The organism is Caryophanon tenue, from assembly GCF_001700315.1.
GTDB classification, from domain to species: Bacteria; Bacillota; Bacilli; order Bacillales_A; family Planococcaceae; genus Caryophanon; species Caryophanon tenue.
The window spans coordinates 22,749-49,098 of the sequence record NZ_MASJ01000018.1 but is presented as its reverse complement, the minus strand read 5'-3'; the positions used below and the strand labels follow the sequence as shown (position 1 = coordinate 49,098).

The 26,350-nt window shown below is 41.9% G+C and carries 14 protein-coding genes, 2 pseudogenes, 4 riboswitches and 1 other annotated feature; of the genes and pseudogenes, 7 read left to right on the top strand and 9 right to left on the bottom strand.

Annotated features, from left to right (window positions below):
• Positions 1-96: 96 nt before the first annotated feature.
• A pseudogene (locus tag A6M13_RS16030) lies at positions 97-225 on the bottom strand (Tn3 family transposase); the annotation flags it as partial.
• Positions 226-650: 425 nt separating this feature from the next.
• Positions 651-860, top strand: a binding site (T-box leader).
• A gap of 36 nt (positions 861-896) precedes the next feature.
• On the opposite strand from A6M13_RS16030, the gene A6M13_RS09715 reads away from it, so the two are divergent.
• Together A6M13_RS09715 and A6M13_RS09710 are read left to right on the top strand one after the other, a co-directional pair.
• The gene (locus A6M13_RS09715) at positions 897-1,424 is read left to right on the top strand and encodes a GNAT family N-acetyltransferase (RefSeq protein ID WP_066545413.1); all 528 of its coding nucleotides are present in this window, start codon (positions 897-899) and stop codon (positions 1,422-1,424) included.
• A gap of 155 nt (positions 1,425-1,579) precedes the next feature.
• The gene (locus A6M13_RS09710) at positions 1,580-1,813 is read left to right on the top strand and encodes a hypothetical protein (RefSeq protein ID WP_066545410.1); all 234 of its coding nucleotides are present in this window, start codon (positions 1,580-1,582) and stop codon (positions 1,811-1,813) included.
• A 108-nt stretch (positions 1,814-1,921) separates the two neighbouring features.
• Here the strand turns inward: A6M13_RS09710 and A6M13_RS09705 are convergent, their stop codons facing one another.
• Positions 1,922-2,164 (bottom strand): hypothetical protein, encoded by a 243-nt coding sequence (locus A6M13_RS09705; RefSeq protein WP_066545408.1) that lies wholly within the window; start codon positions 2,162-2,164, stop codon positions 1,922-1,924.
• Between the two features lie 4 nt (positions 2,165-2,168).
• Positions 2,169-2,501: an ArsR/SmtB family transcription factor gene (locus A6M13_RS09700; protein WP_066545406.1), complete on the bottom strand. Its 333-nt coding sequence runs from the start codon at positions 2,499-2,501 to the stop codon at positions 2,169-2,171.
• A 318-nt stretch (positions 2,502-2,819) separates the two neighbouring features.
• Here A6M13_RS09700 and A6M13_RS09695 point away from each other — a divergent pair.
• The 3 genes and pseudogenes from A6M13_RS09695 (at position 2,820) to A6M13_RS09685 (ending at position 6,962) form a co-directional block, all read left to right on the top strand.
• Positions 2,820-3,219, top strand: a pseudogene (locus A6M13_RS09695) (GNAT family N-acetyltransferase).
• Positions 3,220-3,418: 199 nt separating this feature from the next.
• Positions 3,419-4,069, top strand: coding sequence for an HAD hydrolase-like protein (locus A6M13_RS09690; RefSeq protein WP_066545404.1), 651 nt, complete (start codon positions 3,419-3,421; stop codon positions 4,067-4,069).
• 312 nt (positions 4,070-4,381) lie between these two features.
• Positions 4,382-4,558, top strand: a riboswitch (cobalamin riboswitch).
• 163 nt (positions 4,559-4,721) lie between these two features.
• Complete coding sequence (locus A6M13_RS09685; RefSeq protein WP_066545402.1) at positions 4,722-6,962, top strand: Ig-like domain-containing domain; 2,241 nt, start codon at positions 4,722-4,724, stop codon at positions 6,960-6,962.
• A 367-nt stretch (positions 6,963-7,329) separates the two neighbouring features.
• On the opposite strand, the gene A6M13_RS09680 is transcribed toward A6M13_RS09685, so the two are convergent.
• The 3 genes from A6M13_RS09680 to A6M13_RS09670 all read right to left on the bottom strand — a co-directional run bounded on the left by A6M13_RS09680 (position 7,330) and on the right by A6M13_RS09670 (position 15,116).
• On the bottom strand, positions 7,330-8,970 hold the full coding sequence (locus tag A6M13_RS09680; RefSeq protein WP_066545401.1) for a DUF4430 domain-containing protein: 1,641 nt from the start codon (positions 8,968-8,970) through the stop codon (positions 7,330-7,332).
• Between the two features lie 161 nt (positions 8,971-9,131).
• Positions 9,132-14,123, bottom strand: coding sequence for an S-layer homology domain-containing protein (locus tag A6M13_RS09675; RefSeq protein WP_066545399.1), 4,992 nt, complete (start codon positions 14,121-14,123; stop codon positions 9,132-9,134).
• Positions 14,124-14,287: 164 nt separating this feature from the next.
• Positions 14,288-14,475, bottom strand: a riboswitch (cobalamin riboswitch).
• Positions 14,476-14,591: 116 nt separating this feature from the next.
• Positions 14,592-15,116, bottom strand: a complete 525-nt coding sequence (locus A6M13_RS09670; RefSeq protein WP_141680941.1) for a hypothetical protein — start codon at positions 15,114-15,116, stop codon at positions 14,592-14,594.
• A gap of 238 nt (positions 15,117-15,354) precedes the next feature.
• Positions 15,355-15,545, bottom strand: a riboswitch (cobalamin riboswitch).
• A gap of 99 nt (positions 15,546-15,644) precedes the next feature.
• A riboswitch (cobalamin riboswitch) is annotated at positions 15,645-15,823 on the top strand.
• A gap of 225 nt (positions 15,824-16,048) precedes the next feature.
• Here A6M13_RS09670 and A6M13_RS09665 point away from each other — a divergent pair.
• Entirely contained in the window at positions 16,049-19,234 is a 3,186-nt protein-coding gene (locus tag A6M13_RS09665) for an S-layer homology domain-containing protein (RefSeq protein ID WP_066545396.1), read from the top strand.
• A gap of 151 nt (positions 19,235-19,385) precedes the next feature.
• Positions 19,386-22,511 (top strand): S-layer homology domain-containing protein, encoded by a 3,126-nt coding sequence (locus tag A6M13_RS09660; protein WP_066545395.1) that lies wholly within the window; start codon positions 19,386-19,388, stop codon positions 22,509-22,511.
• Positions 22,512-22,545: 34 nt separating this feature from the next.
• On the opposite strand, the gene A6M13_RS09655 is transcribed toward A6M13_RS09660, so the two are convergent.
• Genes A6M13_RS09655 through A6M13_RS09645 form a run of 3 tightly spaced genes read right to left on the bottom strand, consistent with a single transcriptional unit; the run spans position 22,546 to position 26,315 of the window.
• Entirely contained in the window at positions 22,546-24,504 is a 1,959-nt protein-coding gene (locus A6M13_RS09655; RefSeq protein WP_066545394.1) for a transglutaminase-like domain-containing protein, read from the bottom strand.
• Positions 24,504-25,394, bottom strand: coding sequence for a DUF58 domain-containing protein (locus A6M13_RS09650; protein ID WP_066545393.1), 891 nt, complete (start codon positions 25,392-25,394; stop codon positions 24,504-24,506). Before A6M13_RS09650 ends, A6M13_RS09655 begins: the two co-directional genes overlap by 1 nt.
• 9 nt (positions 25,395-25,403) lie before the next feature.
• Positions 25,404-26,315 (bottom strand): AAA family ATPase, encoded by a 912-nt coding sequence (locus A6M13_RS09645; RefSeq protein WP_066545391.1) that lies wholly within the window; start codon positions 26,313-26,315, stop codon positions 25,404-25,406.
• Between the last annotated feature and the right edge of the window lie 35 nt (positions 26,316-26,350).

Below are 26,350 nucleotides of genomic sequence, written 5' to 3'. Positions count from 1 at the left end.
GCGTACCGTACAGGTGCGCTATTTTTTATAATTCGGGCTTACGAAACTCGCACGTGCTAGCACATTCATTACCTCACATTTGTTCAACCTCTTTTAAATTTCCCTTCGTAGTGCCTCATCTAAAATAGTATTTAAAATGAAAATTATTTTTTCTATCCGTCCGATTTCTCGCAATGCTGTGGCCAAATTACTTTGTTTTGCATACGATCCTAGTTTGACCATGATATATTTGTGCTGCAATTGTCACCTCCTGGACAAATATTTGCTCAGGCGCTTTATGTTCAAGTAAACGTAAATAAGCATCAAATAATTTTTCTTGGGTTTTGACAATACGACTATCGATTTTGGTCACTCCTATTTTGGTTATTGTAATGAATGCATAACAAAATGTCCTTTCTAGATTCTTTATAACATAAGCTTACAGGACGTTTCAGCTGTATTGAATCGATTTTTTAAGTGCTTTTTTTATCCATAATGTCAACTGGGGAATGAATGGGAATGATTTTAAACATAAATAAAGTCAAGCTATTGTGGATGTCGCTAGGTTAATGTGGATTTACCACGGTAAGGGAAACTAAAGTTACCAAACAGCGCATTGTGAGCCATATTATTTACAACTTGAATGGAATAATCTAATATTTAAACAAATATTGAAAACTTTGACTGGAAGTAGTAAGGAATATCTATTGTGAAGAGAGCTGTTGGTTGATGCAAAACAGTCAATAAATTCCTGAACTCATCCAGGAATATTTATGCTGAACTCAAGTAAGCATAAACGGCAGCTACCGTTATAGTATAAGTGGGTTAGTTATTCAATTAACCAATTAGAGTGGTACCACGAATTAAACTTCGTTTCTTTACTGAGATGAAGTTTTTCTATTTTTAGGAGGGATTTTATGATAATTAGAAAGGCGAATATTAAGGATGCACAAGGAATTGCAAAAGTTCATGTTGATACTTGGCGTACAACTTACGAAGGAATTATTCCTACTGAATTTCTAAATAAGTTAGATTACTCTGAACGTAAGAATAGCTGGGAGAACAACATAATGCGTACTGAAAATATTGTGTTTGTCGTTGAAAATGAAGAAGGTCAAATTATCGGTTTTGCAGATACAAGCAGAAGAGCGAATAATCTCGAACTAAATTCTATCGATTTAACTTCATTATATTTACTAGAAGCATACCAAGGAAGAGGAATCGGTAATCTATTAATAAAAACTCTATTTGAACATTATAAAAATAAAGGTTATGACAAGGTTTATGTAGATGTTTTAGCAGATAATAATACCCGCTATTTTTATGAGTACTTGGGAGCGAAGTTTGTCAGAAACATACAGATAAAAATAGGTGGCAAAATTTTAGATGAATCAATTTATGTATGGGGGTCTGTAAATGATGTATTAAAAAAGTTAGAAATGTAATATGTATTAACTATACAGTTTATATAAAAAATGTTCCTAAATGATACTTAGGGAGCTTTTTAAGAGTAGATGCGACATTCTGTTTTTTGTTTACCAAACAGCGCTTTGGGAATGTTTGTTACACTTGATTTATTGTGAAAGGGGGAATTTACTTTATGGATTTAAAAGAATTTAACACTTTTCTAAATAAGTTAGAGGAAAATAAAATTTTTTATAAATTAGATAAAATTAGAAGTGAAGCCCTTATGGTTGAAGTTGTTGTTCCAGGTCAGCGCTGGGAGATTGAATTTTTGGACGATGGAACTGTTGAAATTGAAAAATTTATAAGTGATAAAGATATGTATGATGCACGTGAATTAGAAATCCTTTTTAAAGAATTTAGTGATTAAATTCCGTTATTTTATACAATCCAAATACAAAAAAGGTTCCCAAATGACACTTTGGGGACATTAAAAGCCTTTATCCAATAATTTCTGGATAAAGGCTTTTCTTGACTATTAATCTACTTCTTTTAATAATTTTTCAATTTTTCTTACTCGTTCATTTAGTTCGTCTACTTGTTTTTGTAAATTAAATGTTTGTTGTTTTTCAACTTTTAATCGTTCCTCTGCACGCTTCACATTTTTCTTGTACGCTCTATAAAATAAAACTACTAAAATAATTGGAATTACCATAAATCCTAACATAACGATTGTTGCCACTACATCTCCTATATTTACACTTGTAGCACCATTAGACATTGATTTAATCCTCCATCTTTTTATTTTTTTTTAGAGTAAGTGTTGGTTCTAACTTCGAAATAAGTTCCTCATTAAGCTGCAAATCAAAGGAATTTAGCATATAGTATTTCGCAGCTTTACCACTCTCTAATAACTCCATATCGCTTGAAACAAGATTCGCATCTTCAAGCTTCTGTAAATGTAAATATAAAAGTGGTCTGCTCATACCAAGCTCTCTAGCAAGTTGACTAACGTATTGTTTACCATTAGACAAAATGCTAATAATTCTTAATCGATGAGGATTCGATAAAGCTTCCAAAAACAAAAGTAACTCGTCTCCATTATTAATATGTTTCATATGTAAGTATTTTATTACAGGTGATTTAATTTGTCAATATAAGTAAATACATAGACATTCAAATAAACGTTCCCAAATCAAAGTTAGGTAGCCAATAAGTGTCTAACAAATGGGTTGCCGTTCAACGTGCAGCTGCTTTTTGCTTACCAAATAGCGCTTCGGGGACATGTTGCTTTTGATAAAATTAGTTAAATTATGTATATTTATTGAGTAAACGAATTTAGCAGAAACGAGTGGATTTACTTGATAAAACATATAAATAGCGAAAATAAAGTTAAAGTAATATCATTTTTCAATGAACATTGGGGAAGTTCTGAAATGGTTATTTCATCAGGTATCTATAGGTGTGAAAACTTAGATGGTTTTATTTTTGAAGAAAATGACCAGATTGTTGGTCTAATTACATATGTTATCAAAGGTAATGAGATTGAAATCATTTCATTAGATAGTATCTTAGAAGGGAAAGGTATTGGTACAGCTCTAATTGAAAAGGTCGAAAATGTAGCGAAGCAAAAACAAATAAATAAATATAGTAAGTTTAGTAACTACGAATGATAATCTAAATGCTTTAAGATTTTATCAAAAAAGAGGCTACAGGATTACCTCTATTATTCCTGATGCTGTAAATGAAGCTCGAAAAATAAAAGCATCAATCCCTTCGATAGGCAATGATGGAATACCACTAAACGATGAATTAGAATTGAAAAAAACAATCTAAATAATACAATTAAATTCAAAAAACGTTCCCAAATAACTCGTTAGGAACCTTAAATCAAGCAGCTAGACATTCATTTTCTCAGCTTTTTTTGTGTCCAAACAGCGCTTTTGGTTTGTTTTTAAATCTTTTAGGAACACAATGACAGAATATACGTTGTTATAGAGAAGATTAAAAAACCTTTCAAAGGAGCACTACTCAAATGAATTCAGCTGTAATTTTTGATATGGATGGTACTTTATTTCAAACGAACTTAATTTTAGAACCAGCACTCGAAGCGACTTTCGAGCAATTACGACAAAAGGGACAATGGACGGGTACTACACCGATTGAAAAATACCGAGACATTATGGGTGTCCCTTTACCTGTTGTTTGGGAAACGTTATGCCCCGAACATTCGCCACAAATACGTGAACAGAGTAATCTACTTTTTCAATTAGCACTGATTGAACAAATAAAAATGGGTAAGGGTGCTTTATATGAAGGCGTAAAAAGTACGTTAACGAAACTGGCACAAACGCAGCCGTTGTTTATAGCGAGTAATGGGCAAAATGATTACTTACAAGCCATTGCAGAGACTTATAATCTAACAAAATGGATAAAAGGTATTTACAGCATTGATTTAATTACTTCAGGCAATAAATCTGAATTAGTAGCAACTGTTCTAAAGGAAAATGATATTCTAAATGGTTTTGTTGTAGGTGATCGTTCCTCAGACATTCAAGCAGCTCTTGATAATGATTTACTCTCAATTGGCGTTCGTTTTGATTTTGCTCAAGAAAAAGAGTTAGAAAAAGCAGAGTATGTCGTGAACCAATTTGCTGATATTTTAGCTATTATTGAAAGTGTCTAAAACATACATAATCTACTTAAATAAAGTTCCTCAATGATAAAAAGTGTGACATTCGTTTATACACTTGTATATTGCTATTGTTTAGTAGAAGACGAATAGAAAGTATGTTTGTAAAGTAGAAGAATTGGCATAAACGAGCTAGACCGTTTTGCCATTTCTTTTTTAGGTTAATGTCGTATGATAGTTTGTTTCATTCTCTTTAAATTCGCTAAAAATTGATGTAGAACTCTTATTTATTGTCAGTTGCTGAATTTTTCTAAATTTCAAGTCATTGTATTTTTACATAAGTATGCTATTGTAATGGTAGATGAATACATATTGCACAATGTTGATGCTTACAAAAGCTTAATAGGGAATTCGGTGAAATGCCGAAGCTGTGTCCGCAACTGTAAATACTGCTGAAATGAACATAACCACTGCGAAAAGCGGGAAGGGTTCAAAGTAAATCAAAGTATGAGCCAGGAGACCTGTCATCATTGATTGTATCTACTCTCTTCGGAACTAAGGAGAATGTACAGCAGCTCACTCATTGTTTCTTACAATATTTGACGTGCTCGTTCTCCGCTATTTCTTTTTAGAAATAGCGGTTTTTTATATGTTGTTCCAAATACAGTAGCGTTATTTATCGATCAATAAAAAGGAGTGAGGAACGATGAAAAAAGCACGACATTTGCTGCGCGTATTACTGGTAATTATGATGACCATTTTTACGCTCACACCGATGCAGGCAAACGCCATTGCATACGATCCTGAAACGAAAACGATGGGAGAGGACACGCTACCTCTACGCTTTTGGGAAGATAAAAAGCCTGACCTTGGTTTTTACATCAATGCGGGGAATCGCTATTTACTCGAAACGGTAACCGCACCACAGTTCGGTACATCTGCGGGTGATTGGTCAGCAATGGATTTACTACGCGGCATGTACACAGGCGCAGATTATATAAACTACATACCCGAGACATATTTTGAGGAATATAAGGAACGTATTTTAAATTATATTATCGCAAAAGGTGGCGACTTAGACCGTAACAAGTCAACGGAATGGTCGCGTGTCACGTTAGCGATGTCATCACTTGGTATGGACATTCGCGCTGTCGGTGAGCCAGGCGACTATTTAAAGGCGAAAAACGTGACGGTGTATAAAGGCGAGGAGCAAATTGATACGAGCAACTCGTTAAACCATGCATTAGCAAAGCTAGATGGCAACACATTTACGCTAGATGAGCAGCTTGGCTTTGAGTTTAAGTATGTGAATGCCGCAGGAAGGGACGCAACAGGCTTTGCGAAGCTTTTACCAGGCACGTATACTATTGACCGTGAAACAGGTGCTGTGACGAATGAAGCAGGCGAAGCAGTTTCGTCAACGCTAAAGGAAGAAAGCTACGGCAAAGTAGTCGCGACACATACCGTAACAAATATTGCGATGGACAAAGCACTTTACAAACTTGCCAAACCGTATGACTTTGTGGAAAGATTATCTACATCATATAAATTTTCTTACCGCCAAGGTATTAACGGCCCGATTTGGATTTTAATCGCGCTTGAAACAGCGGGCTATGATATGTACACAGAGGAGCAACTAACAGAGCGTGGTGTTAAAGTTGCAGCAGGTGACATTAATACGAAGGGCAAAATGATTGATTACATTTTAGGTAAGGAAATTAAAGCAAATGATGTAACAGAGGAAGTAACGAAAGAGGATGGCACGACAGAAAAGGTTGTTGTGCAAGAAGGTCGTCTAGGTGGATGGGCATTAAGCGGTAAAAACGCGGACCCAGACATTACCATGATGGCGGTACAAGGATTAGCACCATTTTATTTAAATGAAGAAAAGTTTAAAGATGCCTACAAAACAACGGTAAATGTCGCAACGAATGAATTGTGGGACACATCATCCGCTGAATTTGCGCAAAAGTATATAGACTTTAAAAAGGCAGTGGAGCGTGCAGTTGTTGCGATGGCACAAGATCAAAAGGAAAACGGTGGCTTTTATAGTTTAGGCACACCAAATGCCGAAAGTACTGTACAAGTAATTGTTGGTTTAACCGCATTAGGAATTGACCCATTAGCGCCAAGCATTCATTTGCCGACGCTTGATGTCACAGTTGATTTTTTAACTGATGGCGGAGAAATAGATGGTGTAACGACAAACAACATGATTGATGCATTATTAACGTTTTGGGCGATGGGTAGCGGCTCACGACCAGAAGTAGGTGGCTTTAAGCACGTAACGTTCGGCTATGATGGTGGCGGTGGTGCTGGTACATCTGTAAATGGTATGGCAACAGACCAAGCGATTTATGGCTTAATTGCATATGACCGTTTTTTAAAGCAGCAAAACCGTTTGTATGATATGACAGATATGACGAATGGCGAGTATAAGGAAATGGAGTCGGCAAAGCAGACGATGAATTATATTGTAGATGGGGTAGAGCGCGCTACACAAATCTTTTCACCGTATGAAGTACTCGTGTTAGAAGACGAAAATAGTTCGTTATGGACGACGAATGAGGATGGTACAGGCACACTGTATACGCCTTACACATTATTATTAGCACCGGCGCATAATACAAAGTTATATGCGCAAACATATACGGAGCTTGCGCCGTATGAAATTTCAGACGCGCTACACACATTTACGGTATCGTATACAGAGAAAATTTCACCTGCATCGGTAAGCGACACGAAAATTTACGTAAAAGATGCAGCTGGTAATATCGTGCCAACGACAGCAACCGTTGGCGAGGATGAAGCGTCTGTTAACATCGCGACAGCACAGCCATATGAAGCTGGTCAAACGTACACAGTGTATGTAGAAAAAGGTATTCAAACGGCTGATGAAACAAAAACACTTGTGAGCCCAGTGAAAATGACATTCGAATTAAAGTAAGAAAAAATTTTAGACATAACAAATAAAGCTGGGACAGAAGGATAATTCAGATCAATCCCAACGATGTTCGATGATAAATAGTTGATACGTCGTTGTTAAATGAAGAGCGGACTTCTAGCAGAACAGTACGCGCGAGAGACTACAGGGGAGCATCTGCCAAGAACGCCACATCGTGTGACAAACTTCGTGTTTGCCTCCGTACCGAAAGAATTGCCTGCTCGAAAATTTACGACGATGAAAGCAGAAAAGTGTTAGGAGAAATCTGGTCATTTCTCCTAACACTTTGTTTTGTCTTAATCTCTTTTCTGCTTTCTGATGATGTTGGTCATGCGCTTTTCATGTTAAACGCATTCGATTTCTTGTGTTTTTATTTCACGATAAATGTCATTTGGACTGGCTCGATTAATTGCTGCTGCTGCGTATTGTGTACTTGCTGTGTAATCGAAAGTATATACGTCATGCCTTTACGATAGCTCGTGTATAACGGACGTATTGTAACGGTATTATCTATAATTGTCGCGACAGTCGGTACGATATCATATGTGCTCGTGCGAACGATGAAACGATTTGCTAGCTGTTCTGTATGTACGTCATTCGTAAACGTAATCGTAAACGGGTGCTGACGATTTGTAATGGTCATCGCAGGGAAAATTGTATAGGGCTTACTATTTACCGTGTCGTCCAGAAGCTGAGCCTCTGCTGCTTGTAGACGTTGTATAGTACTTTCATAAACAAAGTCGCGCGCCATTATGTGCATCGTGTCATACTGCTGACGTAGCTGTTGCACTTGCAGAAAGTTTGCTTTCGTAATCGTTTCTGGTAGCTGTGCCATGTTTTCCTCAAAACGCTGTGATTCGTCATGTAAACGTGGTAAAGACGTCAACTGTTCACGTAACGTGACATCTAGCTGTTGTATTTCATGCTGGACGTACTGTCGATGCTCATCATTGTCGATGAAGTGCTGTAATGTTTTGATATATGCGTGTTGTAGCGCGCTTGTCGCAGCATCGATGTCGTGCTGCATTGGGTTTACATCTAGCAGCACATCATAAGCCTGTTCATATGCTGCTTTAAGTTCGTGATGTGCTAGGAGCACTGTAGACATATCGGAGCTATTAATGCGCGCCACTTCAGCTGTTAATACGTCCTTCGTTACGACATTAAAAAAGTTGTCACCGATACCCATCGTTGGATCACCGCCGCCAAGGTCACGTCCTAAATTGAGCGTGAATTGAATGCGCATGACGTCACCATCTTGCAGGTAATAATCTGCAAAGCCGACGTTCGGGAAGACGTTATTCACAGCATACATCCAACCAGAGCCGCCGCTAAATACAAACTCACCAAGCCCTTTTTCCACCTCAAAATCATAGCGTAGCTCGAATTCATGCTCGATAGCTGCTTCCACAATTGCCTCTGGGAACGCATATTCCTGTTTTTCTTGTAAATTGCCACCAAATACAGTACCTAAATAAAAATTGTTGTTTAAATCACCTGTATTATAGAAGGCAAAGTTTTCTTCAGTCAGTGCGCGTACGACATGATGTGCCGCATTTTCACCATTAATAATCGGTAAAATTTTCGGTTCAACTAAATGACCTAATCCTGCTACTGCTACGTCCATGCTAAGCACATAATGCCCAATAATTTCGCCAATTGCGGCTGGTTCGTAGTCGATGTAGCTCGTTTCTTGCATCGTATGTTCACCGTTTTGTACTGTAACGACTAATTCGTTTATTCCCGCTTCAAGTGTGACGGTGTAGCTCGTTTTTGCAGGGTCACTCCAGTTGATCGGGACATTTTTGCCATTATTCGTCACAATCACCGCTTTATCCGCTGCCTTTTTGTCGTCGATTGTCGCAATGACATCAAACGTCATATGCTGTGAGCGTGTTGTCATATCGTTTTGTACGCTTACGTAAAGTGACATGTCCTCTTGTGTAGCGAATGCGGGTAGCTGGAAGAGCATGCTTATGATAAATGCGATACATAGTGTAATTTTCTTCAATGTGTTTCCTCCTTTATTACATGTGTTGATTCTCCATTTTAATAGAAGAAAGTTTAGTGTTCTTAGCCGCAAAATACGCTGTGGCGAATCAACATACATAGTCCTTCATATATTTACAGAAAAAGCTATGCGAAAAATAAATTTTTCGCATAGCACATGTATTACATCATTTTTGCATATGTTAATGTTTGGTACAGCACTTTTGCCATTTGTGAGCGCGTTAGTGATGCATTCGGGTCAAAGCGTCCGTCCTCTTTACCGCTGAAAATATTGAGCTTTTGCATTAATGCAACTGCTTCTAATGCATCTGGTGTAATCGAAGCTTTATCTGTAAATGTGACATCGTCTGCCGATACGTTTGGAAGCTCTAGCTGTAAATGCTCCAGTAAACGAGCAATCATTAATGCCGCATGCTTACGTGTAATGTTGTCTTTCGGGCGTAATAGGTCACCGTCTCCTTTTAAAACACCGATGTCGACTAGCGTTTGAAGCTCGTACGCAAACTGGTTGTCTACTGTATCTTTAAACGTTGATGCCGATGTTTTTGGTAGCGCTAATGAACGTTGAAGCATCGCCGCGAATTGTCCGCGTGTCATCGTTGCTTTCGGTGAGAACGTATTTGCTGTCGTTCCATTGACAATTAAGCGCTCTGCTAATGCCTCGATGTATGCTTTATGACCGTCCTGTGAGATATCGCTAAACGTTTTTTTGTTGTTTTGGACAAACACCTCGCCTGATGAACGTAGCTGTGCAACAAACTCACCGTTGTCACCAATGTGATGTGGTACAGCAACAACACTACCGTCCGCTAAACGCTGTACGAGCACGCCTTCTTTTGGTGATAGCACGTCTTGTGGAATCACAACTTCGACATAATCAGATAAGATTACGGCTTCATCATCTTTTGCGAATGTTAATTGTACATGATCCTCTACTACGTGTAAGTTTGCTACTGTACCTGGAACTGCATGTGTGAATGTCAGTACAATGTTTTCTACTGATGAGAATGACATATTGCCTTCTGTAACAACCCAAGTTTGTTCTTGCTGCTCAGGTGTTGTTTCCTCAGGCGCTTCAGGCTCTGTCGTTTCAGGTGTTGTTACTTCTGGAACTTCAGGTTCAGTTACTTCAGGTGTTGTTGGCTGAGAAGGCTGTGTTGGATAATACGAACCGCCACCTGAGTTTGAGCTTTGTTGTTGTAAGCGAGCAATTTCCTTTTTCGCTGCGTCTAGCACGTCTTTATTCGTGACTAATGCTTGCTGTACTTCTGTTAAGCTATCATATTTCGTCGCTACGTCTTGCACCGTTTCTGCATGCGCAAGTGTAAGTGTTTCTGGTAAAGCGTTAATCGCTTCTTGCACCGCTTTTGCGGCAGCTTCATTTTCTTTTTCAATTGCCGCTTGCTGATCTGCTTCTGCTTGTAAGTACGCGATTGCTTGTAGTGCTTTATCTAACACTTCTTTATTTGAAACAAGCGCCTGTTGTGCTGCTGTTAACAAATCAAACTTCGCTTTTACATTTTGTACGGCGTCTTTTGCGTTTAACGTAAGCAGGGCAGGTAAAGCTGTAATCTCATTAGCGACAGCCTTTGCAGCAGCCTCGTCCGCTTCCTTTTCTGCTTGCAGTGCTTGAATCGTTTCTTGCGCTTTGTTTAACACGTCTTGATTCGGAACAAGTGCCTGTTGTGTTTCTGTTAATGAATTGTATTTCGATGTCGTTTCTTGAACCGCTACAGCATGTTCAAGTGTTAGTGTTTCTGGTAAAGCGTTAATCGCTTCTTCCACGGCTTTTGCAAAGGCTTCATTTTCTTTTTGAATCGCCGCTTGCTTGTCTGCTTCAGTTTGTAAATCGGCAATACTTTGTTTCGCATTGTCTAACACGTTTTGATTCGGAACAAGCGCTTTTTGCACGTCTGTTAATAGTTCATATGCAATAAAGGCGGCTTGTACATCGTCTTCTGCTGCAAGCGTAATCGTTTCTGGTAAAGCTGTAATCATGTCTTCTACCGCTTTTGCGGCAGCTTCATTTGCAGTTTTTTCTGCTTGTAGCGCGGCAATCGTTTCGTTCGCATGATTTAATACGGCTGTATTTGGCACAAGTTCTTTTTGACGATCTGTTAATTGTTCGTATTGAACAGATGCCGCTTCAACCGCTGCTGCATGCTCAAGTGTAAGTGTTTCTGGTAAAGCGTTAATCGCTTCTTCTACTGCTTTTGCTGCGGCTTCGTTTGTTGCTTTTTCTGCTTCAAGTGCCACAACTGTTGCTTGTGCTGCAGCGAGTACGTCTTTATTCGTAATCAGTGCTTGTTGAGCCTCTGTTAATGCGTCGTATTGGGCTTGTGCTACTGTAACCGCTTCTACGTGTTCAAGTGTTAGCTCTGCTGGTAACGCAGCAATCGCATCAATTGTGTCCTGCACTGCTTTTTCCACAAGCTTTAACGTATGAATCGTTGGTTGTAAGTCGCCAGTTTGTGTAATAACGCGCACGATGCCCTTTTCTGGTGCCACTTCGTACGTACGTGTTGCGACTTTTTGGTTGTTAATGAAAATGTTGTCTGCGCCGCTTGCTACGTCGATTTTCACATTTTGTAATGATTCTACAACAACGGGTGTGAAGTCATCCTCTGTGCCAAGTGTTATCGCTGCGTCGTTCACTGTAATTATCGGTGTCGCTGTTTTACCATCTGATTTTTCAGGGTCGTTTACACGTAACATGCCTAAAATTTCAGGTGATTTTTCACCAACCGCGCCGCCATCTGTTTGTTGATTCGTGTAAATTTTGACAAAGCTTACTTCATCTAATTGAACAGGCTTGCCGTCCTTATCGACTGCCCATGCGATATCCATGAAGCCGCCGCCACCATGCTTATGCGTGTATGGGTTTTCTGCTGTTGTAATGCCTTTGTTGTTCGGCGATACGTCTGCGTAGCCAAATGATGATTTTAACGTTTGAATATTCGTGCCGTTAAACGTAATTTCGTCACCCATCATATCGTTTGCTGCATTGCCTTCAAATTGATAATTTTCTGGCATTGGGAAGTAAATTTGTGAGTGGTAGCCATTCGCTAAAATTTCACCAGTGCGCCCTAAACTATCTACCCATGGTACATTTTGTGCAAAGTTTGGTGTAAAGTTTTCGATTATATTTTTGTACGTAATCGAGTAGTCCCACAGTGTCGTGTCCTCGTAATGTTCACTACCTGCCAGTTCGTACCAAATTTCGTTGCCGTCTGCGTCTTTGTCTGGCTTGCCATCTTTGTCTTTATCTTGTGCGACCATGACACCACCTGGCTCTTCGTTACCTGAGAAGCCGTTACCGTTGACGATAAAGTCTGCGCCGTACGGGTGAGCGGGGTCATTTTTTACAGGATTGTCAAATTGATACGTGACGAAGCCACCGAAGCCACCAAGTGATAAGCCTGGTTTTCCGCTCGCTTCATCTGAAAGGCTTGCTGATGTTGAATACAGTGCTGTATCCCAGCCATCGCCCCAGCCGAAGCTACCGAGTGAGCCTGTTACTGTTTGGGCATGCTCGTTAACGAACTGACCGGGTGCCGGTAATACAGCGTACGTACGGCTCGGTGCATCAGGATTACGCTTCCACGTATCGAGTGTGTATGTAATCGAATCATTTTCGTCACTAATCACAATCGTCACAGGGTTTTGTGAAATGTTTTTCGTGCCTTCGATGAGAATGTTTGATGCATCAAGCGTCGCCTTTACGGAGCCTTTTCCTTCTGCAATTACAGCGCCGTTTTGTTGAATCGTAATCGTTTTTGTTGCGTCCTCTGCTGCTAAGTCGATTGTGTACTTCTCAATACCTTCCTCGATAATGCCTGCAAGCGTTGTTAATGTTGGGCGTAGCTTACCAGAGATGCGAATTTCATCGGATTTAATCGATGCGATATTGTAGTTTTCTTTACGCTCAGCATGTAACGTGTAGACAGGTGAGTTCGTTGCGTCGCCATTTTCAGGCACCGCTTGTACGGTAACAATGTTTTTTCCGACCTTTAACGGAACAATTTTTTGTTTGTCCGTTGTCCGAACTTCCTCACCATTTATGTTGTAAACGAATGTTGTATATGGTCCTTCTGCTGTCGTTTTCACTAAAATATTATCGACATTATAGTTCATAATCGTTTCATATTCGCTTACACCTTTATTGAAACCTGTTTTTGCTGCCTCTGTTTTTTGCGTTAGCTTTCCTTCACCGATTGCTGCTAAAAATTGGTGGTTGTTTGCTGAACCAATTGTAAAACCTGTTAGAGTTGTTTCTGTACTCTTTTCTTTTGGCACGATGAATGTGTATGTTTTCGCTTTTGAGCCTTCAGGTGCTGTTTTTCCTGGTGTTACTGTCACTTCAATTTTCGTTCCAAGCTTACCAGGCTCATATTCATAGCCCGTATGTGGAATTTTCGTTAATGAATCGACAATCTCACCATTTACGCGGTACGTATATTGTGCGCCATCTGGATTATTTGCATCAAAGTATTTCGCTACAGGTGCTAATGTAATCGTTTCGATGTTTTGCGTATTCGTTTCTAATAACGGTTTCACAATAAAATGGTCGTATTTTTCGATGTTTTCATCTTTCAATTGATTGTTTGTTGAAACAACCTTTAACTCACCTTCTTCTTCGACGTAAAATCTTGGATTCGATACAGAAGCGTTACGTCCATTGTAAAACGTAATAGATGATGATAGTAACTCACTGCTCGTTTCGACTGTTTGTGGCTCAGCTGGACGAGTTAGCTCAACGCGGAAGTTCGCTACGACATTTTTATCCGCATCTTTAATTTCGATATTGCGACCTTTTACGTTTTCTGAATAATACGATACAGCTGTCGTTGTGAAGGTTAATTTATACGTTGCTGATGTTGTGCTCGTATAACCGTCCTTTAACGGTAAATTAAACGTTACCGCTGTTGTATTTAATGGGACGTTACCGATATATGTATTTGTTTCTGCATCATATGTAACGGTTACCGGTGTGCCGTCATTTGTAATGAAGCTAAATTCCTGATAATATGTTTCCAAATAATCTGCTGTTGCGACTGTTTCTTCTGCGCTCGCTGTTGGTGCGCTCGCTGCTGTGACAGCTACTGCCATAATCGAGGCTGTTGAAAAACTTCTCCATACATTTCGTTTCTTCACTGTTCTTCCTCCTAAAATATATTGCATGTTTAGTGAAAGCCCTAAAGAAATAAAAAAACACCATACCCAAAAAGGGAATGGTGGATATTAGCAAATATAAATAGGCACAAAAATGCCGTTCATTATGATGGTTTGCCATATACACTCTTTATTCCGAAGAGGGTTAATACGATCAGAAAAAGGTAGGTCTCCTGGCTTTATGCGTCAATTTACTTTGAGAGCCTTCCCATCGATATCGACAGTGGCATCGTTCTCATTTCATCAGCACGTTACAGTTGCGGAAACAGCATCGGATTTGCACCGATTTCCCTTTTAATTCGAAATTTTCGAAACCTTTTTCCTGCTTGTTATTCACTTAGGGCTATTCTACCACAATAAACTAATAGAAAAATCATTTTTTTCAAAAAAACAAAAAATCAACATAATACACGAGCTTTTGCGATACTTCTTCATAGAACGTGTTTGTAGTTACTGCTTTTGCTGATGTAACTGCTTAAATAATTGAGGAGTTGCCTTTGCTTCTAATCGGTAATGCGGATTGAATGATTTGAGCAACTTGTACAGCACGGTGGCATTATGCGCATTTTTATGCTCACGGTAAGTGCAGTAGCTGACATAAAGCTCCGTAACCTTTCGCTGGTCATGCTGTATAAAGTAGTTGTGTACGGCTTCTGTTTGAAAGCTCGTCGTCCATTCCTCACAGATTAAGCAATTACAAAAATAGAGTGATAAGTTTTGAAAACATTCTCCGCGTAACAATGTCGCTAAGCCAAATGCAAATAAATCTCGCTGCAATTCTATTAAGTTGCGCTCAACGTAAAAGCGCATCACTGTCTGAAACCCATGCCCGTGCTCATTAAATAACATTGTATAAATCGACGTGGGCAAGGCAAGCTTTTCATATTCTTTAAATTTGAATTTATATTTTCGATGGAGCTTGAGCCAAAGGTGCTGTAGTTCCTTTGTGGAGTCGCTCTCGCTCTGTTGCCTCATCGCCTTTGCTACTTCGAAAAAAAGCTGTAGTGCTTCGGGTTTTGAAAGGTTATGAGTGTGTAATGCATGCAGCGATTCTTGTAATTGCTCGTCGCTCCATACAGTAGAAAGAGTTGTCATGAAATAGTTGCACATCCTAAAAGTATTGACCTTTAGACATGAACAGGAATTCAATGCAAAGTGAGCACGACAAAAAAGACGAGCTCGCAACAGCATTCCTATCCGCGTAGGGTCTGTTCAATAAATGAATGAAATGGCAGGTCTCCTGGCTTTTGATATACAAACAACCTCTCCTTCCCATTTCACGATGAAACGAAACAGTGGTAATAGAGGCGCTCAATCAATTACAGTTGCGGGACAGCACTAGATTCACACTAGTTTCCCTTTTAAACAAATACATTATTTGTACCGATTTCATATGTTTTTTCCGTTTTTTTCATGATAGCACAACTGTCAAGTCAATATTTCTACGACGAATAAATGTATTCAAATGCCAACACAAGCATGTTATACTAGCTGAGAAATTAATAGAATGCTAAAGATGTAGACGCTGAAAAGCTTAATAGGGAATTTGGTGTAACTCCAAAACTGTTTCCGCAACTGTAAGTATGGATGAACTGAGCATAACCACTGTTTGAACAAAACGGGAAGGGCTCATAGTAAAACGAAGTACGAGTCAGGATACCTATCTACATTCATCACACAAATCTCTTCGGAAGTTAGGAGAATGTATGAGACATGCCATATTTTGCTATGCGATCTCTTACAGAAGAGGTGGCATTTTTTTTGTTTCAAAAATTAATCACGTCTGTTGATGACTAAACTTTATAAAGCAGCATCGCGGTTTTTCCGTACCTAATTGAATTGGCAAGCTACGTGAAGTCACAGTCGAATCAACAGATGTGAAAACTAACAAGAAAAGAGATGAGGCAATGAGAAAACAACAGCAATATGGCATGTTCATCATCGCTCTGTTATGTATGCTGCTATTACCAACGTCCGCAGCTCATGCAGTGGCATACAGTGCAGATACAGGCTATGAGACGCTCGACGCTCGCTTTTGGGAAGATCAAAAGCCGCCTGTTGGATTTTACATTAACGCAGCAGGACGTTACATACTTGAAACGGTTCCAGCGCCAACAGTTGGTTCGACATTTGGCGAATGGAGCGTCATGAACTTAGCTAGAGGACAATATACAGGCTATGACTATGTAAACTACATTCCGAAAACGTATTATAGCGATTATTTAAAGCGCGTTGAACAGTACGTTGCGGCGAATAAAGGTGTGCTTGATTTTAATAAATCAACAGAATGGTCGCGTGTCATGCTTGCATTGTCTGTGCTTGATTACGACGCCAAAAACGTTGCAGGCTATGATTTTATCGAAAAATTATCAAGCTCGCATCGCTTCTCCTATCGTCAAGGTATTAACGGACCGATTTGGGAAATCATTGCGCTAAATACGCGTGGCTATGCGCTGTATGCGGATGCAACAAATGATGATGTCAATACGATTGGAAAAATGATTGACTACATTTTAAAAGGTGAGATCGTGCAAGTGGACGGTACCGTTGGCGGCTGGACGCTCAGTGGCAAAAAGCCAGACGCAGATATAACTGGCATGGCATTACAAGCACTTGCACCGTATTATAAAGACGAGGCGCTTTATGCGAAAACAGGCGCGAAAACGTCGTATGAACAGTTCGTCAAAGCAGTGGAGCGCGGTGTGTTAGCGATGAAAAACATGCAGCTTGCAAATGGTGGCTTCGGTAGCTTCGGTACGGTGAACTCAGAAAGTACGGTACAAGTTATTGTAGCGTTAACGGCGCTCGGCTTTGACCCACTTGCTTCATCGATTTCACTGAAGCATATTGGGAAAACCGTTAGCTTTGTAACCGCTGGCGCTACACATGACGGCGTATATTCGAATAACGTAATCAATGCGTTACTAACGTTTTGGGCTCCAAATAGCGGCTCAAGCGTCGCGGTTGGCGGCTTTAAGCATGTGACATCAGGCTATGACGGTGGTGGCGGTGCTGGTACAAGCGTTAACGCAATGGCAACAGATCAGGCGATGTATGGTTTGCTCGCATATGACCGCTTTAAAAAAGGTGAAACACCGCTATACGATATGAACGATATGCGTAATGGCAAGTACAAGCAACAACACGCAGCGAGTTACACGATTACGTATGATGGCAATAACATCGGCGCCACAACGACAGCACAAGCATCACCGTACGCCATCGTTGGCTTACCATGGGAGGCTAACGTTCACTCATGGAATACGAAGGCAGATGGAAGCGGCTCGAAATATTTACCAGGGGAAAAGCTCATAATGCCAGAGCATGCGATTACGCTCTACGCACAAGATGAGACGGCAAGTGCACAGGCCAATGAGGAGGCTGTTCAAAAAGTAGTCACGTTAATTGAGCAGTTACCTGCACCGCAAAATGTAACCCGTACGGACGCACCAGCAATTACACGTGCCCGCGCGACGTACGATAAATTAACCGCAGCAGAAAAAGAAAAAGTAACGAACATTAGTAAACTCGTAACGGTAGAAGTAAAAATTAGTGAGGTGCTCGCAAAATACGACGATGAGCTACAGGTGACGAATTTAATGCAAACGATTGATGCACTTGCAGCGGTCACACCGTTAACTGCAGACTATGAGGAGGCGATTCACAATGCACGTCGCTCGTACAATGCGTTAACACCACAGCAGCGCTTACAAATTACAAACGCCAACGCGTTATCACTACTAGAAGCCAAAATCGCGATTGTTGTGGAAGAAGAGAAGGTCGAGCATGAAACGAGTATTGAGGCAGTAGGAGAAGACCGCTCAAGTAAAGACGTCATCGCGATGATTAACGCATTACCAGCAGTAGAAGCATTAAAAATTGCCGATACGCTTGCAGTGAAAAAGGCACGTGTATACTACGAAGCATTAACGGCAACAGCGAAAAAAGACGTTACAAATGAATCGAAACTCGCGGCACTTGAACAAAAGCTAGCGGAGCTACAAAAGGCAGCGTTAGAGGAAGAAGAGCTACAGGGAGAAATTAATAATCAGTCATACGACAAAATGAAAATTACAGGTAAAACGCTCGTTGTGGAATCAAATAAAAGCGCAGGTAATTTCCTTGTGCAGCTGCCGATGGATGTGCTTGAAACGCTTCGTACGTATAATTTAACGACGCTTCAAGTGTCCGACGCACGCGGTGTGAAACTGGCGGTTGATGCAACGGCTGTACTAAAGCAGTTACAAGGCGTAAAAAATGCGAAGGCACTTCACCTGGAAGTAACACAGTACAACTATGACACAGGTTTATTTGATGTAAAGTTATACGTCTTAAACAATCAAGGTGGACAAACAGCGATTCAGCTTGACCGTGAGTATATACAGTTATCTATTCCGTATGCATTTTTCGTTGATGGCAAACGCCTGCATACATACGTTTTATTACGTGTAAATGGTATGGAAGATGTGGCGACCGCGCATTACGGAGATGCAAAGTCAGTTACACTTCATGTGAAGACAGGCGGTACGTTCAAGTTCACAAATGAAGCAGTGAGCTTTAGCGATATAAAAGGTGTGCCACAAACAGCAGCAATTACGTATTTAGCGAATCGTCACGTCATTAAAGGAGATGCAGGGAAGTTTAATCCGCATCACAACTTATCACGTGCGCATTTTGCGGCGATGGTTGTACGTGCATTAGGCTTACAGGCAAAGGCGAGCGATTCGGTATTTAACGATACGAAGGGCAAATGGTATGCAGCTGACGTACAAGCGTTATATGAAGCTGGCATTATTCAAGGGACATCACCGACGACATTTGCGCCAAACAACAACTTAACGCGTCAGCAAGTGAGCTTAATGATGGCACGGACGCTACGTTACATCGGCATTGATACGAAAACATATGAAACAGCCGTAACGTTCCGCGACATCAACTCCATTGCACCGACAGCACGAGCTGACGTGAGCGCACTTGTGAACTTAGGTATTATTGAAGGAGAGAACGGCTACTTTGCACCGAGCCGTCAAGTGACGCGTGCCGAGCTAGCACAAATTTTACGTAACACATTAGCCATTGCAGAGCTAATGTAAAGAAGCATTTTATATGGAATAGAACGTAAAAGGCAATGTCGTATTCGCGGCCGAGTGTTAGGCATGCGAGCTATAAAGGCGAACATGAACGACGAAAAGGTTGCTTGAATTGTTTTCAGGCAACCTTTTTATAGGTAAGGAGGAACAGCATATGCAACGTATACTCGCAATCATCACATCACTTTTACTTATTTGGACGCTCATTGTCCCAATGAATGTAAATGCACAAGACGATATGATGACAATTGCTGTATCGATGGAAAAATTTACGCTAGGGCAAGGCTATATTATTGAACCGATTTTAGTAACGGTGCCACGTAATACACAAGCTTCCGTTGTCATTACCGATTTACTAAAGCAAAGATATCCGCATGAGGATACGCCATTTCACATGACGGGGCAAATTACAAAAGATTTTTATTTAGCACATGTGCTTGATGATGGCTACCAAGACACATACAACGTACCAGCATACATATTAAATGCCGTTGAGGAAGAGGGCAGTGAATTCAGCCTAGAAAACGACGAGTGGCTTGGCGAGTTTGACTTTTTTAAGCATTCAGGTTGGATGTATGCGGTCAATAATGCATTTCCAGGCGTTGGTGCGGCAGGGTGGACGTTAAAGGATTCACAAGTTATGCGCTGGCAGTTTACGATTTTTGGCCTAGGTGCGGATTTAAATGCGAACAATGAAATTTGGGGCACATCCTCAGTCATCAACACGGCTCAAAAGGATAATTTAACGTGGCGCGTCGCTGAAATTAATAGCATGAGCGCAGCAGACAAAGCGGCATTTTTAACAGCAGGCAATAATAAGGCACATTATGATAAAGCATACGACGTGTTGACAAATATGGAAAGCACGCAAGCAGAGGTGGACGCAGCACTTGAAGCACTCGGTGGTACAACGCGTGTGGCAGAGGAAGTAGAGGTGACAATGCCAGAAGTCGCACAGCATGTAAACGATGCGATTAAAGCATTGCCTTCAAATATTAAACTAACAGATGCCGCATTAGTTGCACAAATACGAGCAAGCTATGAGGCGCTTGACTTTACGATGCAACAATGGATTTGGCGAGATGAGCTAAGCATATTAACCTCAGCGGAGCACAAAATTGCACAGCTTCAAGACGGTGTAGCAAAGATGGAGGCACAAATTGCCGCCTTGCCGAGTACAGAAACAATTACTGTACATGACGAGCTGACATTAAAGGAGGCACAAAATGCGTACGCTCTTTTAACGAAGGAGCAGCAGCAAGCCGTAACGAATGTACAGCGATTAAGTGAACTAACGACGAAAATTGCCGAGCTAAAAAAGGACACACAGGCAGTAGCAAGCGTTATAGCTGACATTACAGCCTTACCTGCAACGATTACGTTAGCGGATGAGCTGACACTTCAGCAAGTGAAGGCGGCATTTGACCAGCTCACAGTCGCACAGCAGAAGGACGTAACGAATGCAGCTGACTTAACCAAAAAGCTAGAGGCACTTGCTATATTAAAGCAAACTGAAAAAAATGCTATAACGGACGTTATTGCGCAAATTGCGGCATTGCCAACAACGATGACACTTGCAGACGAGGTGAAACTACAGGCTGCAAAAAGCGCATACGAAGCATTAGCCGTCGCGGATCAAGCACTCGTGACGAATGCTTCAATTTTACAGGCATTACAGCTACAGCTAGATGCTTTAAAAAAACCAATGAGCGATCAAGCTGTAAAAATTGTCAATACGTTAATTGAATCGTTACCGACGAAGCTAACATTAGAGCATGCAGCGCTCGTTCAAGCGATTGAAACGGCATTTAACACATTGACAACGCAGCAACAGCTACTCGTGACAAACTATATGAAGCTCATTAAAGCAGTCGTGACAATGGAAGTATTACAAGAACAGCCCGTTGATGATGCTGTAGCGAACGTGCAAGCGCGCATTGCAGCGTTGCCAGCAGTAGCGAGCATTACATACGCACACAAGGCGGAGGTAGCTGCCATTCGTGCGAGCTACGACGCATTAACGACAGCACAGCGCGCACATGTCACGAATGAGACGAAGCTAGCTGAAATTGAAGCGAAAATAACGTCAATGGACATCGATGTACGCCTATTAATAGACGAAATTGCGTCTTTACCGGAAGCGCCAGCAGCGGAAACGATTACGATGCTTCAGCAAGCGTACGATAATTTAACGAAGGAACAACAGCAAGCGATTACGAACATCGATGTGCTGACAAAGTTACAGCAAGGCGATAATAGCGCAGTAGACGAGCCAGCTGAGATGGACGAAGCAATTGCACAATCAACGAACGTGACCGCAATTACAGCACAAGAAGAGACGCTTATTGTCACGGTGCAAGAGGAGCAGGCGGTATTATCGAGCGCACTGCTACAGCAGGCAAAGACATCAATTATAATAGAAGGAATGGACGTCACGTTAACGTTACCCGCTGCATTGCTGGACGATTTACAGCGCCATTCGGCATTAGCAATTGACACGCGCGTAACCGACACGGACGTACATATACAGCTTTTTGAAGTGCTTGAAAACGGCATTGAGCGCGATATCGTATTACAAAACGATTACGTTGAGGCGACATTTAAAGCACAGCACACGACACAAGGTGTGTATGTCCGTGATATGGACGGTCAATATGTAGCCGTGCCACACACAATAGATGGCAATGACGTCACAATTTACATCAATGACAACGCGGAATATCAATACATCACACCGAACCGCACATTTGCAGACATTCAAGGTATCGGCGCACAAGACGACATCGAATTTTTAGCGAATCGCTACGTAGTGAACGGCACAAGCGAGACGACGTATGCACCGACAACTTTCATTACACGCGCACAATTTGGCGCAATGATGGCACGCGCATTGAATCTGCAAGCGATGGGGGAAACGGTATACGACGATGTCAAAGGTAAATGGTATGAAACGCATATTCAAGCATTATACGAAGCTGGCATTACGAATGCGAACCGTAGCTTCAACCCAGGGGCACCGTTAACACGTGAGCATGCCGCAGCGTTTATGTTCCGTCTGCTACAATATATTGACAAAGATGTAGACACGACGACAATGCTTTCATATACGGATAATGAAACCATTCAGCCACAATTCGCCGAAGCAGTAAGCACGCTGCATACGCTCGGTATTATGGAAGGCAAGGATAGAAATAAATTTGACGCAAAAGGGCATTTAACACGTGCGCAAATGGCGAAAATTTTACGACGTACATTAGCATATGTGGAGATGATGTCATAACCATTTCACAGCCGCAAAAAAACGAGCGACCGATTTAACGGTGCGCTCGTTTTTCCATTTTCAGTTGTGTGCGTAACTGCTTCGCGACGATTGTTTGCACGGCACGAATACGCGATAGCTGCTCGTTCGACAAGCCGTTGTTGTATTGATGCGCATTGTACAGCGCGTATAGCTCATTTGCTTCGGCACTGTTTATCGCTGCAATGACGCGGTGTGTCGGCAAGCTCGTTTTCATTTGCTTATTATAGCGTGAAATAAGCTTCATGAAACGAACGTCAATGCGGCGGTAATGTTTGTACAAGCGTATTGCTATGACTGCAAGCGGAATGAGCAGTAAGAACAGGAGCCATGACCAATAAGTTCCCTTATCCTCGACTTCTGTTGTCGGCTGCTCCTCAAACGTCGGTGGCTTTACATGTGACACGTTCGGTGCGACGTCAGGCAATGGGGCAGTCGATGTTTGCGGTGCTGATAGCTGTTCGTATGTCGTGTCAGTAAGTGCAGGCATTTTCACTGCGTAGTTCGGTGTTACTTCGACGGGCATCCACCCGATGTAATCGATGTAAATTTCCGTCCATGCATGGCGGTTATCGCTCGTGATCGTCATCGTACTGCTGCTTGCGTCGTCGTTTGTAATGATATAGCCTTCCACATAGCGTGCAGGTACACCGACAGCACGGAACAAGAGAGTCGCAAGTGTAGCATAATGCACAGAGTAGCCTTCCTTCGATTGCTCAAGCATATACGAGAGTACGTCCTCATTACGAAGCGAGGCGCTTTCATTGTACGCTAACAGCGACATGCTGCGCTGCACGAACGCAATTGTTTCCTCATACGATGTGTGTGGCGACAGCTCAACGTGATTAGCAAGCAACGTGCGCACATCTTGCGGGAGTTCCGTATATTGTGCGTAGCTGCGATAGTTATGCAATGCTTCGCGTTGTAAATAATCGCTTGATGCGTTCGTATATAGCTTCGAGGCAACGGTACGATATGTATTGTACGCGGTACTACTAATGCGATATGAATAGGAATCGGTCCCGCGCAATGTGACGGTTGATTCGTTTGCATGAGCGTTTTCAGGCAACGTGACAAGCTCATACGGTATGAGCAGCTGCTTTTGTGAAATATTCATTGGCTCAATGACGAGCGTTTCCGTAGCAGATTCAGCAGCAGCGGCAAATTGTGTGTGAGCAAATTGTGTCGTTGCAAGCTTCGCGTCAATGGCTTCGTAAGGCAATGCGTCCTCTGCATAATGCACCCAACCGTTGTCATATGTAGTGCCGACATAGCTTTTTAAATACATCGGACGCGGTGTATTCATCGTTAGGGTAAACGCCGCAACACCGTTTCGCTCAAACGGATCGATGTGCGAAAAGTCACCGTTTGTGAGTATTGCATCATGATGCTGTCCGTCGATAATGTATGCTTTTCGTTGCTCAAGTACGTTGCCAATAGATTGAAACACCGATAGCTGCGGAAGGATACTGCATGCGAGCAGTAATAGCATGGCAGTTAATGCCGCACTTGTCACATACGTGTTGGCATGTAGCTTGCTATAAGCGACGATACATGCGGTAACAACAGCAGTATACGCGATAATTGGATAATCGAGTTGAAGTACCGCTGGAAGTAGCGTCACCGTCATGAGCAGTGCGATTAGATGCTTTTTTGTGCAACGCATGAAGCAGATGAGCAGGAGCAAGCTGACAGCAAGGGTCGCATCATGTTCGGTTTGCTGTAGCGGTAACATATAGCCCCATTTAGCTGCGGCGAGAATGCCTTCATTGAATAAAGCGCGCATACTATCAAATAATGCGGTAGCGCGCACGGTTAAAAATAAAATGTACGCACTAATCGTCAGCAAGGCTCCGTACCTGAACTTGCTTGTGAAGACGTACAACGCAATCGGCAGCAAAGCATACGCGCTTACATTTGCGCTCAATAAGCTGGCGAGAAAATAACATGTAGCGGTTGCAATCAGTAAACGCATTACGCATGACCTCCTTCATAGCGTATCGCTTTCATAGCAGGTAACGATGGTGCGTACAGCTGGGACAATGGTACATTTAATAAATACGTAAATAATGCTGTAATCTGTTGCGGCTCTGTAACGTCATATGTTTGCCAATCGTCTTTCCAGATCGTAATATGCTGGCATTCTGGTGATGATACAAGGTGATAGCAAAGGCGCATAAACGCATCGTATTGCGATAACGTTTGTACGTCGTTAAAATACAGCGCAAAAGATTGCTGCTGTGTTTCCATAAAGGCATGTTGCTGTACGACGAGTGTTTGCAGCTTAGCAGAAATGGGCCAATGAATGTGCTTCAGTGGGTCACCAGGACGGTATGGTGTTACTTTTTCACGTGCACCGCCATCTGAGCCCAGTAGCGTGTACATTGCCGTTGTACTAGCTTCCACTGTTTGGTTTGTGCTTGCTGGCCAAATTATCGTAGGCGCTAGTTCAACGGCATGCTTTACAGAAACGATGCCAAGTGTGTCCTTGAGCGTCAGCATGCCGTCGTGCACATGAACAGTACCGCAATAAGTCGTCGGTAATGGCAACGTGAACGTTTCGGTAGGAGATGCAATATGCTGTGTCGTATGTAATGCGATGGCTTCCTCGCTTAATACATGCTTTACGTTACATGAAAATGTCACAAACAGGCGCATAAACGCGGGCATCTGTACCGTAATCCATACCACTTCATCTGCGACATAGACGTCGGTTTGTACACGCTTTAATAACAGGTACCATATAGCAATGTAACTCCAGAGCGCCACAAGTAGCAGGAAGGGCACATAACTGTATGATGCATCGTGAAATAACGCAATGGCAAGCGCCATTATGGTAGTGAAACATAACAATAGCTTACGCATAGCCATCGCCTACTTTCTCAATGTCATTTCGTCAGGTGATGGTACGCGTGCAAGCAATGTTTGTAAAACGTCATGTGGCAGTTGCGTGCGTGTCACGATGCGGTGTGCGCAAACGTTCATGAAGCTTTCCATTACGTCCTCTGGTAGCACGAATGCTCTGCCGTAATAAAAGGCACGAGCGCGGGCATATTGGCAAAGTGCAAGCGCGCCACGGGGACTAATGCCGACCTCAATCGCTGTGTCGTTTCGGCTCGCCTCGACTAAATCGGTTACGTACGCATAAAGCGCATCGTCCATATGAATGTGCGTTACGTGCTCCTGCCATGCAAGCAGCTGTTCTTTTGATGCAATAGGCTCAACGATTTCTTCACGACGCTTCAGCATTTGAATTTGTGCCTCCTTTGACGGATAGCCGATCGATAGCTTCGTCATAAAGCGATCAAGCTGTGCAAGCGGAATAGGCTGTGTACCAATTGAGCCGCTCGGGTTTTGTGTCGCAATGACGTGAAATGGTGTCGGTAGCGCGTATGACGTATCGTCAATCGTCACCTGCTTTTCTTGCATTGCCTCAAGCAGTGCTGCCTGTGTGCGCGACGACGTACGGTTTAGCTCATCAGCAAGCAAGATGTTTGTCATAATGATGCCCTTTTTTAATGTGAAGCGATGCTCGTGCTGATTGTATAGCATGAAGCCTGTAATGTCTGATGCTACTGTATCGGGGGTAAGCTGAACGCGTTGCCCATCGAGTGCGAGCACCGCGCTCATTGCTTTCGCAAGAGTCGTTTTCCCGACACCGGGTAAATCTTCTAGTAGCACATGCCCACCTGCTAAAAAGGTAAGCCATACCGCTTCGAGTATGTCCTCTTTGCCGTGAATGACGCGCTGTAGTTGTTGTAAAATGATTTTGCTTTCGTTATGCATAGTGAATACTCCTTGTGAATTCATGTTTTAAGCTC

What these genes read in the sequence shown, in the direction of transcription:
- A6M13_RS09670 (WP_141680941.1), bottom strand. Translation starts at nt 15,116, where the DNA reads ATGAGGCAACAGAGCGAGAGCGACTCCACAAAGGAACTACAGCACCTT.
- A6M13_RS09645 (WP_066545391.1), bottom strand. Translation starts at nt 26,315, where the DNA reads ATGCATAACGAAAGCAAAATCATTTTACAACAACTACAGCGCGTCATT.
- A6M13_RS09690 (WP_066545404.1), top strand. Translation starts at nt 3,419, where the DNA reads ATGAATTCAGCTGTAATTTTTGATATGGATGGTACTTTATTTCAAACG.
- A6M13_RS09685 (WP_066545402.1), top strand. Translation starts at nt 4,722, where the DNA reads ATGAAAAAAGCACGACATTTGCTGCGCGTATTACTGGTAATTATGATG.
- A6M13_RS09715 (WP_066545413.1), top strand. Translation starts at nt 897, where the DNA reads ATGATAATTAGAAAGGCGAATATTAAGGATGCACAAGGAATTGCAAAA.
- A6M13_RS09665 (WP_066545396.1), top strand. Translation starts at nt 16,049, where the DNA reads ATGAGAAAACAACAGCAATATGGCATGTTCATCATCGCTCTGTTATGT.
- A6M13_RS09650 (WP_066545393.1), bottom strand. Translation starts at nt 25,394, where the DNA reads ATGCGTAAGCTATTGTTATGTTTCACTACCATAATGGCGCTTGCCATT.
- A6M13_RS09655 (WP_066545394.1), bottom strand. Translation starts at nt 24,504, where the DNA reads ATGCGTTTACTGATTGCAACCGCTACATGTTATTTTCTCGCCAGCTTA.
- A6M13_RS09660 (WP_066545395.1), top strand. Translation starts at nt 19,386, where the DNA reads ATGCAACGTATACTCGCAATCATCACATCACTTTTACTTATTTGGACG.
- A6M13_RS09710 (WP_066545410.1), top strand. Translation starts at nt 1,580, where the DNA reads ATGGATTTAAAAGAATTTAACACTTTTCTAAATAAGTTAGAGGAAAAT.
- A6M13_RS09705 (WP_066545408.1), bottom strand. Translation starts at nt 2,164, where the DNA reads ATGTCTAATGGTGCTACAAGTGTAAATATAGGAGATGTAGTGGCAACA.
- A6M13_RS09700 (WP_066545406.1), bottom strand. Translation starts at nt 2,501, where the DNA reads ATGAAACATATTAATAATGGAGACGAGTTACTTTTGTTTTTGGAAGCT.